Source organism: Nocardia sp. No.11 (assembly GCF_038752175.1).
Taxonomy (GTDB): Bacteria; Actinomycetota; Actinomycetes; order Mycobacteriales; family Mycobacteriaceae; genus Nocardia; species Nocardia canadensis.
In genome coordinates this window covers 1-16,161 of record NZ_JBCGFB010000130.1, presented here as the reverse complement: position 1 = coordinate 16,161, position 16,161 = coordinate 1, and the positions used below count along the sequence as shown (strand labels likewise).

General features: G+C 68.1%; 17 protein-coding genes and 1 pseudogene. 8 read left to right on the top strand and 10 right to left on the bottom strand.

Annotated elements, in window-relative coordinates:
* On the bottom strand, positions 1 to 994 hold a 994-nt coding region (locus tag V8688_RS26990), incomplete at its 3' end, for an AAA family ATPase (RefSeq protein ID WP_342801971.1).
* A gap of 122 nt (positions 995 to 1,116) precedes the next feature.
* Here V8688_RS26990 and V8688_RS26985 point away from each other — a divergent pair.
* On the top strand, positions 1,117 to 1,452 hold the full coding sequence (locus tag V8688_RS26985; RefSeq protein ID WP_342801970.1) for a hypothetical protein: 336 nt from the start codon (positions 1,117 to 1,119) through the stop codon (positions 1,450 to 1,452).
* Positions 1,449 to 2,075: a YceI family protein gene (locus V8688_RS26980; RefSeq protein WP_342801969.1), complete on the top strand. Its 627-nt coding sequence runs from the start codon at positions 1,449 to 1,451 to the stop codon at positions 2,073 to 2,075. The genes V8688_RS26985 and V8688_RS26980 overlap by 4 nt, the downstream gene beginning before the upstream one ends.
* On the opposite strand, the gene V8688_RS26975 is transcribed toward V8688_RS26980, so the two are convergent.
* On the bottom strand, positions 1,961 to 2,857 hold the full coding sequence (locus V8688_RS26975; protein ID WP_342801968.1) for a hypothetical protein: 897 nt from the start codon (positions 2,855 to 2,857) through the stop codon (positions 1,961 to 1,963). The two genes, V8688_RS26980 and V8688_RS26975, sit on opposite strands and share 115 nt — an antisense overlap.
* On the bottom strand, positions 2,854 to 3,726 hold the full coding sequence (locus tag V8688_RS26970) for a 3-hydroxyacyl-CoA dehydrogenase family protein (RefSeq protein ID WP_308248713.1): 873 nt from the start codon (positions 3,724 to 3,726) through the stop codon (positions 2,854 to 2,856). The genes V8688_RS26975 and V8688_RS26970 overlap by 4 nt, the downstream gene beginning before the upstream one ends.
* A 210-nt stretch (positions 3,727 to 3,936) precedes the next feature.
* Here V8688_RS26970 and V8688_RS26965 point away from each other — a divergent pair, with 210 nt between their 5' ends.
* The 6 genes from V8688_RS26965 (at position 3,937) to V8688_RS26940 (ending at position 9,489) form a co-directional block, all read left to right on the top strand.
* Positions 3,937 to 5,292 (top strand): hypothetical protein, encoded by a 1,356-nt coding sequence (locus V8688_RS26965; RefSeq protein ID WP_316573071.1) that lies wholly within the window; start codon positions 3,937 to 3,939, stop codon positions 5,290 to 5,292.
* Positions 5,293 to 5,399: 107 nt separating this feature from the next.
* Positions 5,400 to 6,191: a TIGR03084 family metal-binding protein gene (locus V8688_RS26960; protein ID WP_342801967.1), complete on the top strand. Its 792-nt coding sequence runs from the start codon at positions 5,400 to 5,402 to the stop codon at positions 6,189 to 6,191.
* A gap of 338 nt (positions 6,192 to 6,529) precedes the next feature.
* Entirely contained in the window at positions 6,530 to 7,213 is a 684-nt protein-coding gene (locus V8688_RS26955; protein ID WP_218722225.1) for a hypothetical protein, read from the top strand.
* Positions 7,210 to 8,415 (top strand): L-2-hydroxyglutarate oxidase, encoded by a 1,206-nt coding sequence (gene lhgO / locus V8688_RS26950; protein ID WP_342801966.1) that lies wholly within the window; start codon positions 7,210 to 7,212, stop codon positions 8,413 to 8,415. Before V8688_RS26955 ends, lhgO begins: the two co-directional genes overlap by 4 nt.
* Before the next feature lie 68 nt (positions 8,416 to 8,483).
* Entirely contained in the window at positions 8,484 to 8,957 is a 474-nt protein-coding gene (locus V8688_RS26945) for an SRPBCC family protein (RefSeq protein WP_218722227.1), read from the top strand.
* 10 nt (positions 8,958 to 8,967) lie between these two features.
* Positions 8,968 to 9,489 carry a ribonuclease H gene (locus V8688_RS26940; protein WP_218722228.1) on the top strand — a complete coding sequence of 174 codons (522 nt, stop codon included), beginning with the start codon at positions 8,968 to 8,970 and terminating at the stop codon, positions 9,487 to 9,489.
* A gap of 91 nt (positions 9,490 to 9,580) precedes the next feature.
* Here V8688_RS26940 and V8688_RS26935 read toward each other — a convergent pair whose 3' ends face one another.
* The 7 genes and pseudogenes from V8688_RS26935 to V8688_RS26905 all read right to left on the bottom strand — a co-directional run.
* Positions 9,581 to 10,336, bottom strand: coding sequence for a hypothetical protein (locus V8688_RS26935; RefSeq protein ID WP_316573074.1), 756 nt, complete (start codon positions 10,334 to 10,336; stop codon positions 9,581 to 9,583).
* Positions 10,337 to 10,466: 130 nt separating this feature from the next.
* The gene (locus V8688_RS26930) at positions 10,467 to 11,645 is read right to left on the bottom strand and encodes an MlaD family protein (protein ID WP_218722230.1); all 1,179 of its coding nucleotides are present in this window, start codon (positions 11,643 to 11,645) and stop codon (positions 10,467 to 10,469) included.
* The gene (locus tag V8688_RS26925) at positions 11,642 to 12,733 is read right to left on the bottom strand and encodes an MCE family protein (protein WP_218722231.1); all 1,092 of its coding nucleotides are present in this window, start codon (positions 12,731 to 12,733) and stop codon (positions 11,642 to 11,644) included. The genes V8688_RS26930 and V8688_RS26925 overlap by 4 nt, the downstream gene beginning before the upstream one ends.
* A gap of 8 nt (positions 12,734 to 12,741) precedes the next feature.
* Positions 12,742 to 13,941, bottom strand: coding sequence for an MlaD family protein (locus tag V8688_RS26920; protein ID WP_342801965.1), 1,200 nt, complete (start codon positions 13,939 to 13,941; stop codon positions 12,742 to 12,744).
* Positions 13,938 to 14,933, bottom strand: coding sequence for an MCE family protein (locus V8688_RS26915; protein WP_218722233.1), 996 nt, complete (start codon positions 14,931 to 14,933; stop codon positions 13,938 to 13,940). The genes V8688_RS26920 and V8688_RS26915 overlap by 4 nt, the downstream gene beginning before the upstream one ends.
* Positions 14,930 to 15,955: an MCE family protein gene (locus V8688_RS26910; RefSeq protein WP_218722234.1), complete on the bottom strand. Its 1,026-nt coding sequence runs from the start codon at positions 15,953 to 15,955 to the stop codon at positions 14,930 to 14,932. The genes V8688_RS26915 and V8688_RS26910 overlap by 4 nt, the downstream gene beginning before the upstream one ends.
* Positions 15,952 to 16,161, bottom strand: a pseudogene (locus V8688_RS26905) (mammalian cell entry protein); the annotation flags it as partial. The pseudogene V8688_RS26905 and the gene V8688_RS26910, both read right to left, overlap by 4 nt.

The window sequence follows — 16,161 nt, the reverse complement described above, 5'->3', positions numbered from 1 at the left end:
GGGCGGTGCGCCGCGACGGCGGCAGATCCGCGTACACCGCGTCGCGGATCAGGGCGTGGGTGAAACCGGTGGTGCCGTCGCCGAAGCGGCGGACGATCCCCGCCGCGGTGGCCGCGTCGACGGCGTCCGGCACCCGGGCGGTGGCGCAGACCCGCGCCAGCAGTTCGGCGTCGATGCGCTCGCCGAGCACGCTGGCGGCACTGAGCACGTCGACGTCGGCCGGCGCGAGACGGTCGAGCTGGGCCAGCACCAATCGGCGCACCGCCGGGGTGGAGAGCAGGGCGTCGTCGCCGGTATCGGATTCCGCCGCACCGGATTCCAGCACGAGGCGGACCAGCAGGGGATTGCCGTCCGTGCGGTCGTGCACGCGGGCGGCGAGATCGGCGGACCGGCCGCGCTGCTCGAGCCAGTACCGCACCTCCGGCTCGGAAAGTCCTGGTACGGACAGCGACTGGGTGTGCGGCAGCCGCAGCCAGTCGGACTGGTGACCGAGCAGCGTCCGGCCCGCCGGTTCGCGCGCGGTGCCGACGATGAGCAGCTTGGCGCGAGCGGTCTCGGTGGCGACGTGGGTGAGCAGCGCGAGGGAGGTGGGGTCGGCCCAGTGCAGATCGTCGAGGACGAGCAGCAGACCGGTGTCCGCGGCCGCCGCGATGAGCACGTCCGCGACCTCGGTGAACATCCGGAATCGCCGCGCGGCCGCACCGCCGCCGGGCTCGGTCACCGTGGCCAGGGCGGCGGCGAGTGCGGGCAGGTCGCGGGCAGCCCGGTGCCACGGCCACAGCGGCGGCATCCCGGCGTCGTCGAGCGCGTTGCCCCGCGCCACCCGCAGGCCCGACTCGTCGGCCAGCTCCACCGCGCGTTCGGCCAGCCACGACTTGCCGATCCCGGCCGCACCGCTGACCAGCACGAACCGGCCCGCACCTGAGGCGGCGGCCAGGACCGCCGCACGCAGCCGCGCGATCTCCTGATGCCGTCCGACGGCCGGAGTCTGCATCGCACCAGTATCGCGCCTACGGCGGAATTCAGTACCGCGGATAAGTACCGGCACTGATCCGGGCGCGTCCGCGCGCGGCGATCCTGGAATCACCCAATTCCCCAGGTCAGGAGCTTAAGATCATGTACGCACACCTTGTCTGGTTCGACCGGCCACGCACCGCCGACGAACTGGCGGCCGCCGACTTCGCCGCCGCGCACCGCATCCGCCCCGCCCTGGCCACCGTGCCGGGCCTGCTCGACTACTACGAACTGCGCCGTCCCGACGGCTCCGGCGTGGTGATCGGGATCGGCGAGACCGAGGAAGCCCTGCACGCGGTGGGCGCGGCCATCCTCGCCACCGAACTGCTGCCGGGCGAGAACCCGGCGCTGCTGCCCGGGCCCGACCGGGTGGAGATCTATCCGGTCCTGCACCACCACGACACCGCCGCCATCTACGCCGAGGGGGCGCGGTCATGAACTGGATCATGGTGGGCGAACAACGGCCCACGGAATGGGTGGCCGCGCCACAGCGGTGCACCGCGCGCTTCCAGGTCGGCCATTTCGGGCGGCGCACCGTGCACGGGTCGATGCCGGTACTGGCGGGCCGTCTGACGGTCGGCCCCGACGGGCAGCCCCAGAAGATCACCGGCGTCGTCGACCTGGCCGCGATCGACACCGGCCACCCCCGACGCGATCGTGACCTGCGCAAACCGGGCCTGCTCGATCTGGACCGGCACCCGCGGATGAGCTTCGTCGCCGACGACATCACCGGCACCGACGGGGAGTGGCGCGTCGCGGGCGTGGCCACCGTGCGTGGCCGGGACGTACCGCTGGTGTTCACCGTCACCCGGTTCGACCTGGGCGGCGACACGGTCGCCGTCCGGGCGGAGGCCGTGCTCGACCGCAGGCAGCTCGGGATCAAGGCACCGGAATTCCTGATCGGGCGCTGGGTGACGATCGCGGTCCACGTCGTGCTGCGGCCCGACTACAGGTCGGCGAGCGCGAGTCCGGTCAACGGGCTCCCGATCCGCGCCAACTCGGTGTCGGTGCCCGAACCCACGTCGACGAACCTGATGCCACCGCCGAGATCGCTGACGTAGAAGCAGGTCCCGAGCCCGGCCAAGCCGATCGCCTCCCGATACCCGGTGGAGAGCACCTTCGGGGTGCCGACCTCGGGCTGCACGGTCGCGGCGTAGAGCGCGTTGCCCTCGGGGCGGGCGCCCCGATCGGTCCACACCAGGTGGGCGACGCCGTGCAGTTCGAGGTCGATCGGCTCGGGCAGGCCCTGCCAGAGCAGTTCGATGTCGGGGCGGTCGGCGGGATCGGTACCGGCGGGCAGGTCGATCGGGACGCGGAAGATCCGGCCGTCGCCCGCCTTGGCGGCACCCTTCTGGGTCCAGTAGACGAGGCGGCGGTCGAGATCGAGACAGATGCCGACGCACCAGTTCCGAGCGATCTCGGCGTCGGCCTCGCCCCGGCCGGTCACCACGATCGGGCGCAGGTCCGCGCCGTCGAGATCGCAGGTGAGCACGGCCATGCCCTCGCGGTCGCACCAGTACAACCGGCCCGCCTCGAAATCAGCGGTCAACTGCTTGCCGGTGGTGAAGGCGCCGCGCGGCACGATCGTGGTGCGGTTGCCGCCGTCGAGATCGACCCGCTCGATCGATCCGTTGGGGGTGAAGAACTCCGGTTCGGTGTCGGGAAGCGCGCCCGGGTCGGGCTTGCCCATATTGGTCCAGTAGATATGGCCGCGCAGCTGATCGACCACCACGCCGTCGGGGAACTCGTCGAGTCCGTCGACGACCGTGCGCACCGAGCCGTCGTCGAGCGAGACGGCCAGCATCGCAGCGGCTTTGAGGTCGAGGGCGAGCAACTCGGTCATGACCGCGGCTTGGGGTAGTCGTCGTAGAAGCCCTCACCCGTCTTCACGCCGAGCTTGCCCTTGTCGACGTACTCGTGCAGCAGTTTGCGCGGCCCCGCGGGCAGATTCGGATTCTCCGCGGCGTAGTGCTCCTCGATATCGAGCACCACGTCCAGACCCACCTGATCCATCATCCGGAACGGGCCCGCCTTCGTGCCGAAGTTGCGCGCGAACATGTCGTCGACGTCTTTCGGAATGGACACGCCCTCGTAGACCACCTCGAGCGACTCGCGTTTGATGGCCGCCCAGATGCGATTGAAGATGAAGCCGGTGCTCTCCTTGCGGACCAGGAACGGGTGCAGGCCGAACTCCGGGAACGTCTTCAGCACGAATTCCAGGATGTCCTGCGATGTCTTGCCGTCCGACATCACATCGAGCACGGTCGACTGAGGCGGCATATAGAAGTGCGTATTGAGCATGCGGTCGGCCGTCTTCAGGCCCTCGGTGAACAACCGGCTGGCGTACGACGACGAATTGGAGGCCAGGATCGCATCCGCGTCGGCGTCGCCCTCGAGCTGGGCGAAGATCTTCTTCTTCAGGTCGAGGACCTCCGGCACCGCCTCGACCACCAGCCACGCGCCCGCGACGGCCGTCGCCTGGTCGGGCACGTACTCGACGGTGCCGGGCGACCCACCGGGCACCGACGCGGCAACGCCGGGCAACTGTTCCTCGACGAAGGCGACGGCCGCCGCGCCCTGTTCGGCGCCGGGATCGGTGATCCGGACCAGCCCGCCCCTGGTCGCGAACATCAGCGCGATGCGTCTGCCCAGCGTGCCCGCCCCGATGACGGCGACCGGACGATCGAGATGATTCTGCGGAACACTGCTCACGACGACTCCCTCTACGCAGGTGACGGGAAGAACTCGGGTGACGCGACGGATCTGCGCCTCCAGGCTATCGCCGGTCGTCGGCAAACGGGTCGCGACTCGGGACGAATACCGCCATCCGCCGTTGACACCCCGTCGCGACCGGTCAGAATGTGATTGCCTTATCCTCACGTTCTTCACGTTCTTCGCGCGTCAGCACTAGGGGGCTCCTCGATGACCACACTGGCCTCCGGACTCTTCATCGATTGGGAAGAGCTGACGGGGCAGTCGAAATTCGTGGTCGATCTGATCAGTTTCCCGATCTTCAGCGCGCTCGCCGGCTGGCTGACCAACTGGACCGGCGTGCTCATGCTGTTCTGGCCGGTGCAGTTCAAGGGCTTCCGGGTGCCGATGCTGCACGTGCTGTACCCCTATCTCCCGCGCCGGGTCCAGGTGCTGCCGACCTTCTCCGGCGACGGGCGCAGGCTCGGTTTCCAGGGCTTCATTCCCGCTCGCGCCGAGAAGATGGCCAGCATCTGCGTCGACAAGGCGCTGATGCGGATCGGCAGCCCGCGCGACTTCATCCATGAGCTCGATCTCGACGGCATCGGCGACTACCTGGCCGAACGGGCGCGCGATCAGGTGCAGCCGATCGTCGACGAGATCATGTACCGGGAGAATCCCGACCTGTGGCGTTCGCTGCCGCGGCCGGTGAAGCAGGCCGTCTACCAGCGGGTCGACCGGCAGCTGCCCGCGCTGGGCAGGCGCGCGTTCGCGAGCCTGGGCGACAACATCGACCAGTTGCTCGACGTCAAGAACTTCGTGATCAGGTACCTCGAGAAGAACCCGAACATCCTCAAGGACCTGACCACCACCATCGCGGCGCCGGAACTGAAGTTCATGGCGCGGGTCGGTCTGCTCGGCGCGCCGTTCGGTCTGGTGCTGGCGCTGTACCTGCACGTGCACTCGCAGATCCCGTACTGGGGCGCGGTGCCCGCGTGGGTGATCGTGCTGCTGGCCTCGGCCGCGATCGGCGTGATCGTCAACGTCATCGCGATCAAGATGGTGTTCGAGCCGGGCGATCCGCAGCCGCGCTACAAGTACCTGTGGCGCCAGGCCCTGCTGGCCAAGCGACAGCCGCAGGCGGCGACAGACCTGGCGCACATCCTGGCCTACCAGGTGCTGACCGTGGAGAACCTGTCCAACGAACTGCTCGAGGGCCCCAACGGGGACAAGACCCGGCAGCTGATCGAGCGGGTGGTGGCCGAGGAGATCCACCAGCAGCTGGGCCCGACCGCGTTCATGGTGCGGGCGGCGATCGGCAAGAAGGGCTACGACAACCTGGCGATCTCGGGCGCGGGCGCCGGTCTGAGCCTGGCGCCGGAGATGGTCGACGACGAGAAGTTCGTGCTAGAGCAGGCCAAGAAGATCGATGCCTTCGCCGATCGCAAGCTGCAGAAGCTGACGCCGGGCGAGTTCATGGAGATGTTCTACGCGGCGGTCGAGCAGGACGCCTGGCTGCTGTACCTGCACGGCGGCGTGCTCGGCGTGGCCGTCGGCGGGCTGCACCTGCTGACCTTCGGCTGGTAGCGCGCCGCAAGAACAAGCACGCGTGCTTGCATTTTTCTGGAGGCGCTGAGATTCTTGGTGACGAGGCGCACCCGTACCGGGTCGCGCCACGATCGGCAAGGGAACAGATGGCTGACCTCGCAGCGCTCCTCGACGACTTCGCCGCCGAATGCGCGGAGCTGGAAAACCTGGTCGCACCGCTGACCGCCGCTCAGTGGCAGACCGCCACCCCGTCCCCAGGCTGGGATATCACCACCCAGATCGCCCACCTGACCTGGACCGACGAGGTCTCCAAGCTGGCCGCCACCGACGGTGAGACCTTCGCGAAGCTGCTGGCCGAGGCCGCGCCCAAGATGTTCACCTTCGTCGACGAGGCTGCCGAGGAACTCGCGCAGACCCCGCCCGCCGACCTGCTCGTGCGCTGGCGCGCCGGTCGCGAGGCGCTGATCGCCGCGCTGGCCGCCGTCCGGGCGGGCACCAAGCTGCCCTGGTTCGGCCCGCCGATGAGTCCGGCGTCGATGATCTCCGCGCGGATCATGGAGACCTGGGCGCACGGACAGGACGTCGCCGACGCGCTCGGCGTCGAGCGCACGCCCACCGCCCGGCTGCGCACCGTCGCCCACATCAGCGTCCGCACCCGCAACTACGCCTACACGGTGCACGGCGAATCCGGGCCCGCCGAGGAATTCCGGGTGGAACTGACCGCGCCCGACGGCAGCTTGTGGACCTGGGGTCCCGAGGACGCCGCGCAGCGCGTCACCGGCCCGGCCGTCGACTTCTGCCTGGTCGCGACCCAGCGTCGGCATCGCGAGGACACCGCCCTGGTCACCGAGGGCCCCGACGCCGAACATTGGCTCGGCATCGCGCAGGCCTTCGCCGGGCCGCCCGGAGCGGGCCGCGAAGCCGGTCAGTTCGCCTGACCACACGTTGCGAACAGGCGAGCGTCAGTCTCTGAGCGCCATTCGTGCCGACTGCCCCGGACTTCGTTGGCCGGGGGGTTGACCTCCGTGGCAGTCGTGAATGACGCTCGCCTGCTTCGTAGAGGTACCCCACGGCGCGCTGTGAGAAACAACAGAAGGCGCGCGACACCGCCCTGACCCGCACTGATAGGTCAGCTGTCCAGATGTGGTCCTGATCTCACCGGGCGGGGGTGCTAACAACAGCTAGCACGGGCGTACCGTGGAAATCAGCGCGTGGCTTTCAACGATGCGGGCCCCGTCCCCTCGGGTACACCCACAGGTACAGGAAGGACCGCATCGTGACCGCACATCGACCCGCTCAGATCGCGCGTCTGTCCGCCACCGTCATCGCCGGCGCCGCCAGCCTCTGCCTCACCGTCGCCGCGGGCGCCTACATCGTCAACCACATGCCCGATCTCGCGCCGCCGCGGGCCGATGACAACGCGGCCCCCGCCGCGACACCGGGCTCGGGACACCACCGCCCCGCGCTCACCGAGGACTCCTCGCCGCGCGCCACCTACGACCTCGTCGAGCTCGCGGTATCGACCGAGCGCACGGTGCCCGCCGCGACCAGGGCCCCGGTGACCGCGCAGCAGTCCGGGGTCGGGGCCACACCCGACAATTCGGCGCTGGCCGGTCGGCTCAAGATCGGCACCACCTACGTCGGGGCGCAGGTCGCCCCCGCCCGCACCGACACCATCGCCTTCACGGTCGACACCAACCTGGTGACGATGGCGTCGAAGTACCTGGGCATCACCGTCGACCCGGCCGGGGTGACCGCGTTGCGCACCGAACTCGACACCCGCCGTGGCGAAGTGGTGTTCGTGCTCTCCGATCCCGGCCTCGGCAGCCACACGCTGCGCGTGGAACGGGTGCAGAAGCCGGGCACCGAGCCCGCGCCGGTCGACGCCGCGCAGGCCGACGAGCAGGCCGCGGCACCGACCACATCGGCCGACGAGGCGCCGACTACCGTCGGCGTGTGAGTTCTGGCGGCACCGCGCGCGGTGCGTACGACTTCTGCGTGCTCGGCGGCGGCATCGTCGGCGTGGCGACCGCGCACCGGCTGCTGAGCACCCGTCCCGGCGCGAGCCTGCTGCTGGTGGACAAGGAGTCGAGTCTCGGCGCGCACCAGACCGGCCACAACAGCGGCGTCATCCACTCCGGGATCTACTACCCGCCCGACAGTTTGAAGGCACGGCTGTGCCGGGCGGGCGCGCGGTGGACCAAGGAGTTCGCCGCCGCCAACGACATTCCGTTCGAGGTCTGCGGAAAGCTGCTGGTGGCCACCGATTCCGCCGAGCACGCGCGGATGCTCGATCTCTACGAGCGCTCCATCGCCAACGGCGTCGACGTAGCGGCGATCGACGCGGCCGAGCTGGTGCGCCGCGAGCCCCGGATCACCGGCGTCGGCGCGCTGTTCGTGCCCGCCACCGGCATCATCGACTACGCGAAGGTGACGGCCGCGCTGGCCGATCAGGTGGTGGCGATGGGCGGGCGGATCGCGCTCGACACCGTCATCGAGGCGATCAGCGAAACCGGTTCGGCGGTCACGATTTCCGGGCCCACCGGGTCCTTCACCGCACGCACGCTGGTGGTTTGCGCCGGATTGCAGGCCGACCGGATGGCGCGGATGGCGGGCATTCGCACCGACTTCCGCATCGTCCCGTTCCGCGGCGAGTACTACCGGCTGCCGCCCGAACGGGCCGAGCTGGTGCGCACGCTGATCTATCCGGTGCCCGATCCCGCGCTGCCGTTCCTCGGCGTGCATCTGAGCCCGACCATCGACGGGGAGCTGACCGTCGGGCCGAACGCGGTGCTCGGGCTGGCCAGGGAGGGGTATCCGAAGGGGAGCGTGAACGTGCGGGACGCGGTCGAGGTGCTGCGCTTTCCCGGCGTCCACCGAGTCGCCCGCGCACATCTGCGGACCGGGGCGCGCGAACTGCGCAACTCGGTGTTCAAGCGGGGCTATCTCGCCGAATGCCGCAGATACTGTCCAGAACTCACGACCGCGGACCTGCTGCCGCATCGCGCGGGCATCCGCGCGCAGGCGGTGCTGCGCGACGGCACCCTGGTGCACGACTTCCTGATCGAGCGGACGCCGCGCTCGATCCATGTGCTCAACGCGCCCTCACCTGCGGCTACGTCGGCGATGCCGATCGCGGAGTACCTCGTCGACCAGCTCTGAGCGTCAATCTGGCAAATAAAGAGGATATTTGTAGTAATTTTGAGCCCATCCGTGATCAGGGAGGGCCGATGGGCCACATCAGGTATGCGTGTGACGTCGGCGCACCCGTCGACGCCGCCTTCGCCTACGCCGAGAACTTCCGCTTCGTCCCGGACTGGATGTCGGGTGTCACCGGCATCGAGCCGGACGGCGAGCCCGACCAGGGCCTCGGCGCCGCCTTCGTGCTGAAAGTCCGGTTGTTCGGGGTGATTCCGCTCCGCTCGACCTGCGAGATCACCGAATATCGGCGCAATGCGGTGATCGGGTATACCCTGCGTGGGCGGGTATACGGAACCGTGACACTACGGTTCGACCCGCTCGGCTACGAACGGTCGGTGCTGACCTCCGAAGCCGACTATCCACCACCACGCGGTGTGTTCGGCCGCCTGTGCCATCGCCTCGTCGACGCTGTCGCGAGATCGGCACTGCGCCGCACGGAGTCGCGGTTGCGAAGGGAGATAGAGGCATTCCACGGTACCGATCTTGTCGGCCGCATCGCCTAGGGTGGCGGTCATGATCATCGTGAGCACCGACGGGTCCTGCCTGCGCAATCCCGGTGGTGCCATCGGCTGGGCCTGGGTGAATCACCAGGGCCCGGCGGACAGCGGGGGAGCCGCGTCCGGAACCAACCAGATCGCCGAGCTCCGCGCCGTGCTGGAAGCCATCCTCGCCCACCCCGGCGCCGAGCCGATGCTCATCGAGAGCGATTCGCTCTACGCCATCAAATGCGCCTCCGAGTGGATCACCAGCTGGCGGCGCAACGGCTGGCGCACCTCCACCGGCGGCGCGGTGAAGAACGTCGAGATCATCAAGCAGATCGATCGGGCCATCACGACCCGCGAGGGACCGGTGCGTTTCCGCTGGGTCCGCGGGCACGTCGGTAACTATTTCAACGAACAAGCCGACACTCTGGCAGGCGCGGCCGCCCGCGAAGCCGCCGCCCGCCCGGCGCCCGTCGCCGAACCCACCAGACCGCGGACCACGGGGAAGCCGGTCGAGCCGGCAGCGCCGTCCGGGACACTCACCCTGTTCTGAGGCGCCGACGCGACCGGAGTTGGTCCGCACGACAACGCCTCCGGCGGCAGATTCGCTCTGCTGCCGGAGGCGTTGTGGAAATGCTCGTCGATCAGTTGCCGGGCGTCGGCGCGGGCGCCTGCGGCGTCGGCACGGTCTGACCGGGGGCAGCGCCACCGGGGACCTGGCTGCCGTTCTTGAGCAGCGGCGAATCCAGCTTGCTGACCAGCCACTTGCCGTCGTCGGACTTCTCGAGGGTCATCTCGATGGCGAACATCATCCGGTCCGGTTCGGTCTGGGTGAAGTTCGTCCGGTACTGGGTCATGGTGACCATGGCCTTGACGTCGTCGGTGCTGCCCGAGATGTAGGCGCACTGCACGTCCTCACCACGGGACTTCACCTGAGCCTGGACCATCGCGCCCTTGAGCGCCTCGCTGGCGTCGCTGAATTCCTTCAGGTAGTCGCCGGTGGCCCCCGCCTTCATCGAGGCGATGTAGCCGTCGAGGTCCTTGGAGTAGTCGTAGTTGGCGAGGATGTTGCCGTAGTCGCAGGCCGCCTTCGTCGAGTCGGCGATGGCGTCGAGCTTGTCACCCTTGTCGCTGCTCTGCAGGAAGAACACCACGGCCGCGGTGGCCGCACCGAGAGCGACCACGCCGGCGACACCGGCGGCGATCCAGCCCGTCGAGCTCGATTTCCCGGCCGACGCGGGCGTCGGCGCCTGCGCTTCGGCCGCGGTCGCCGCCTTGACAGTGGGCGCGTCCGTTTCGGGGGTGGCCGCAGCGCCCTCGACGGTCGCGTCGGCCTTGGCCAGATCGGGGGAGTCCGCCGCGGCAGCGTCCTTCTTGCTCTCGGCGTCGTCGCTGGTCATCGAATCAATCCTGCTCTTTCCCGGCACTCATATCGCACCGATTTCCTTCGTGGGCCCGTGAGCCGGACCACACGCTCTCCTCAGCGAGTATGCCCGGTGCGGTGCGCGAGCGACCGAACCGGGCATCAACTCAGTTCACCGGGATGGGTGTCCGCTCGTTGGGATCGACGCCCGGCGGCATCTGCGCGCCGTTGTTGGGCACGTTCGGGCGCGGCGCGTTGGCCGAACCGCGGATCTGCTGATCGGCGGGCGGGTTCACGCAGTAGTTCCACTTCGGGATCGACCCGTCCTGGACTTCCTCGTTACGACGGTACTCCGTGGCGTAGTAGCACGTCGGCCGCGGCCAGATGTCGATGACGGTGTGGAACTCGCCGTCGTGGGCGGGCACCGCGATCGACTCCAGACCCAGCGCCAGCGACGGGAACAGCAGTCGCAGCGCCGGCTGACGCAGCTGCGCCGCCCTGGTGATGGCGACGAAGTTGGCCGCCAGACCGGTGATCGGATCGGCCGTCTTGTCCAGCACCGCACCGAGCGCCTCGAACTGCGCGGGCGCGTTGTCGAGCACGCTCTGCAGTTCGGCGTTGGCGTTGTTGAACTGGGTCAGCAGCGCGCCCGAGTTGCGGGTCAGGGTCTGCAGATCCGGCTGCGCGTTGGAGGTGGTCTCGGCGATCACCCGCAGGTTGGCGATGAGGTTCACCGTCTGCGGCAGCAGGTTGTCCAGGCCGGCCACCACCAGGCTGACGCCGTTGATCAGGCCACGCAGCTGATCCGGGCCGGCACCGAGCGCGGTGTCGAGCTCGGCCAGGATCGTCTTGAACTGCTGCGGGTTGACCTGGGCGATCAGCGCGCTGGTGTCGTCGAGCACGGCCCACACCGGGGTGGGGGTCTTGATCTGCTCGGGGTTGAACTTGATCACCGCGCCGTCACCGAGGAACGGGCCGACATCGGTGTTCGGACGGAAGTCGATGTACTGCTCGCCCGCCGCCGACAGGGCCGCCACCTGGATCATGGTGTCGACCGGGATCTTGTAGCTCGTGTCGATCTGCGCCTTGGCGGCGATCGACTGGCCCTGGTCGATCAGCTCGACCGAGGTGACCTTGCCGATCCGGTGCCCGCGCAGGGTGACGTCGTTGCCCGGCTGCAGACCACCCGAGCGGTCCAGGTTGACCGTCACCGCGTACTCGGACCGCAGCGGGTTCACCCGCATGACGTTGACCAGCAGATAGGTGGCGCCGACGATCAGCACCACGACCAGGGCCGCGTTGGCGAGCAGGATCTTGTTACCGAAGAACTTCTTCGCCTTGCTCATCGGTGGCCTCCCACTCGGCCCTGAACGATCTGCAGCACCTGGATGAAGCTGCCGACGAAATCGTTCACGTCCTTCAGATCGGGGAACTTGCTGTTGGCCGGATCGGTGAGCAACCCGATGTCGAGGTTGGTCAGCGTCGCGTACGGCGCCAGCGACTTGCCCTGGAACGTGGCGTTCGCGCCGGGCCGGATCGCGTGCAGCTGATCGAGCACGTACCCGAAGTTGTCGCCGGAGGCCGCGAGCGCGGTCATCAGGTTGTCCAGGTTGGTGAGCAGCTCGGAGAGCTGATCGCCGGTGGTGTTGGAGTAGTCGCCGAGCGCGGCGCTGGCCGTGGCCACCTTGGTGAGCAGGTCACCGATCGCCTTGTTGTTCTCGGCGATCGCGCCGATGGCCTGCGGCAGCGTGTCGGCCACCTGACCCAGCTGGGTCTTGTTGTTCTCGATCGTGTTGGCGAGGGTGTTGAACTCGGTCAGCACCGTGTCGACCTTGGCGCTGTTGTTGTTCAGTTCGCCGATGACACCGGTCATCTCGGTGATCAGGTGCGACAGGTTGCCGCCCTGCCCGTTGAGGATCGAGCCGAGTTCGGTGCCCAGCCGGCTGAGACTGGCCACGCCGCCGCCGTTGAACAGCATCGACACCGAGATCAGCAGCTCTTCCACAGTGGCGCCCGCCGAGGTGTACTCGCGGGTGAGGGTGGCCCCGTCCGCCAACGGCGGGCCCGCGGGCGCGCCGTTCTTCGGCTTGGACAGCGCGATGAACACGTCACCGAGCGGCGTCGCCTGACGCAGTTCGGCCGTGCTGCCCTGGGGCAGCTGGATGTCCTTGCTGATCTGCATATCGATCTTGGCTTGGAAGTTCTTGGTCGAGATGCCGGAGACCACCCCGACATCGGAACCACCGATCTTCACCTTCGCCTGATCGGGCAGGTTCAGCGCGTTGTCGAACTCCGCGTGGATCGTGTAGGTGTCGCCTTCGGCGCCCGGCTTGGGCAGCGGCAGATCCTCCACGGTGAATCCACACCCGGAGGTGATCGCCACCGTCGCCGTCGCGGCCGCGGCGACCAGCGCGCGGCGGGCTTTCATCGTCATACGTAGGGTCATTTCGTCAGTCCGAGCAGTGCGGCGGTGAGCCCGTAGTCGGGGCCGAAGTCCTGCATGTTCCCGGATCGGCAGCCGTCGGACTTCATCTGGATCCGCTCACAGAAGACGCTGACGACCTCGCCGGAGAGGGCGGTGCCGATCAGGCCGTGCAGGCGGACGAAGCGGCCCTCCTTGTTCATCNGCTCACAGAAGACGCTGACGACCTCGCCGGAGAGGGCGGTGCCGATCAGGCCGTGCAGGCGGACGAAGCGGCCCTCCTTGTTCATCGCGCCGTCGATGTTCTGCATCAGCAGCGGCACGATGTCGACGATCTCGACCATGGCGCCGGAGTTGGCGCGCAGCTGGTTGGTGACGTTGGTCAACCCCGTCAGCGAGGCCGACAGCTCGTCGGCGTGCTCGCCGAACATCGTCGAGGTGTTGGCCAGGAAGGCGTTGAGCTGATCCAGCGTGGCTTGCAGGCCGGGGGCCTGCTCGGCCAGCAGGCCCGACATCGCGGTCACGCGATCGCTGAAGTCGCGCACCGACTGGTCGTTGTCGGCCAGCATCGTCGTCAGCTCGTTGAGCTTGATGATGATGTTGGAGATCGCGTCCTTGTTGTCGACACCGATCTTCAACGCGCTCGACAGCGCGTCGAGGGTTTCCCGGATCTTCTGGCCGTTGCCGTTGAGCACCGGGTAGAGCACCCGGCCCGAGAGCGGGCCGAGTCCTTCCTGACCGGGTTCGGGCTTGAGCGAGGCGGAGAACTGGTCGATGGTCTTGATCATCGTGTCCAGCTCGACCGGGGTCCTGGTGCGCGCCTTGGGCAGATGCTCACCGGACTTCATCGACTCACCGCCGGTGTAGGGCGGGGTGATCTCGATGTGGCGGTCGGTCACGATCGAGGGCGAGATGATCGCCGCGATCGCTTCCTTGGGGATCTTCACCCCGCCGTCGATGGTCATGTGGACCTCGACGTAGGTGCCCTTGGGAACGATCTTGTCGACCTTGCCGACGGCCAGGCCGAGGACCATGACGTCGTTGCCCTCGTACATGCCGGCGATGTTCTCGAAGTCGGCCGTGATCTTGGTCGACATGCCGAGCGCGTCGTTCACCTGATTGGGCAGCAGCGAGCAGCTGCCCAGGGTCAAGGCGGTGGCGCCGATCATCAGCGATCGGGCCAGCGTCTTGCCGCCGCGGAATCTCGAGGTCAGTTTCATCCTGCGCACCCCTGAATCACCTGAACGAAGCACAGCCAGTTGTCGGGGAACAGCCACGGCAGCGAGACGTCGCCGTAGTTGCCGTTGCCGAGCGCGTTGTTGAAGTAGCGCGCGGTCGGCTGCCCGATCTGCAGCAGTCGGTCGAGGTTTTCCTTGTTCTTCTGCAGACCCTCGGCCATGGTGTTGAGCTGACCGATGGTGCCGCCGAACTGATTGCCGTTCTCGGCGCCGATCTCCTCCAGCTGACGGGTCAGCGTGGCGATGTTGTCGAGCAGCTGCCGCAGCAGGTTCTGCCGCTCCATCACCCGGTTGGCGATGGCCTCGCCCTGGGTGATGACCAGCAGGATCGAGTTGCGGTTGTCGGCGAGCAGCTGGGTGACCCGGTTCAGATCCTTGAGCAGGCTGTCGACCTCGGTCTTGCGCCGGTCGACGACCTTGGCCAGCGCGCCGACGCTGTCGATCGCCTGCGCGACGAGCTGCGGCGAGTCACCGAGCTGGCTGTTGATCGTGTTGAGCGAGGCGGCCAGCTTCTTGGTGTCGAGTTCCTCGAACTTCGGCGTACCGACCTGCACGACATCGGCGATGTTGTACGGCACGTCGGTGTTGCTGCGCGGGATGGTCTTGCCCTCGAGCCCCGATCCGTCTCCCGGCTGCAGGTCGACGTAGCGCGCGCCGAGCAGCGTGGCCATCTTGATCGCGGCGTGCGCGTCGGGGCCGAACTTCAGCGACTTGTCGACGTCGAGGGTGACCACCACGTGATCGCCCTCGATCTTGGCGCCGGTGACCGTGCCGACCTGCACGCCGGAGACCGCGACCTTGTCACCGGTCTTGATGCCGGCGGCCTGCACGAACTCCGCGTCGATCGACTGCCTGCCCAGCCCGATGAACTGGTAGACGGTGGAACCGACCAGCAACAGCACGATCACCAGCGAACCGATGACACCGAGCCAGAAGTTGCGGTTGCCGAGGAAGGTCGTCTTGAGCTTGCTCATCTGCAGACCTCCGAGTGGGAGGTGCCACCGATCTGGCTGAACAGACCGCGCGGGAACAGGACCCCGTAGAGCGAGACGTCCAGGCTGCACAGGTAGGCGTTGGCGTGCGTGCCCTCGGAGGTCATCCGGCCCAGGTCGGCGAGCATCGACGGCATGTCGATCGCGGCCTGGTCGAGCTTGGCGCCGTTGGCCAGCAGCAGGTTCAGCGCGGCGGTGGTCGAGTTCTGCGCCGCCGACAGCTTGGGCTGGATCTTGCCGACCATGCCGACCAGCGACGTGGTCGCGTCGGCCAGGGTGGCCGTGGACGCCTGCAGCGACTGACCCTGTTCGTAGAGCCCGCCGATCAGCGCCCGGGTCTGGGTCACCAGGGTCTCCAATTCATCCCCTCGCTTGGCCAACCCGGCCATCACACCGGACAGGTTGGTGATCACGTCGGACAGGATCGCGTCCCGACGCTGGAAATCGGTGGCCAGCTGCGCGGCCTGGATGATGAACGACGACAGCGAGACACCGTCACCCTGCAGCGCCTGGATCAGCGTCTCCGACATGGCGTTGACCTCGGCCGGCTCCAGCGCCTGGAACAGCGGCTGGAAGCCGTTGAGCAGCGCGGAGATGTCGAACGAGGGCTCGGTGCGGTCGATCGGGATGACCGACCCACTCTCGAGCTCCTGCGGGCTCGGCGCCGTGCCCGGGGTCAGCGCGACGTAGCGCTGACCGATCAGGTTCTGGTAGCGAACCAGGGCCTTGGTGTCGTCGAAGATCGTCTGGTCGCTCTGCACGATGAACGACACCTTGGCGTCGTTCTTGCCGTCGAGCTCGATCTTCTCGACCTTGCCGACGCGCACGCCGGCCATGCGGACGTCGTCGCCGGGCCGCAGGCCCAGGACATCGGTGAAGATCGCGGTGTACTTGCGGGTGTCTCCGTCGACCGTGCGCGCGAGCGTATTCCACACGACCACGATGACCAGCATGGAAACGATCGCGAAGATACTGAACCCGATCAGTGGCTTGCGGATGCTCATGCGCCACCCCCGTTTTCGGACACTTGCAGGGTTCCGCCCTTCAGAATCGGACCGAGCAGCAGGAATTCGGATGCCGTCGGCTTACGCCCCAGCAGTTGAGTCATCGCCGCTTCGCCCTGGTAGGAGATCGGCTTGGCCGCCGCCGGAGCCACCGCGGGCTGCGGTGCGTCGGCCGGGGCAGCGGGGCCCGCCGCCGGCGCGGGGGC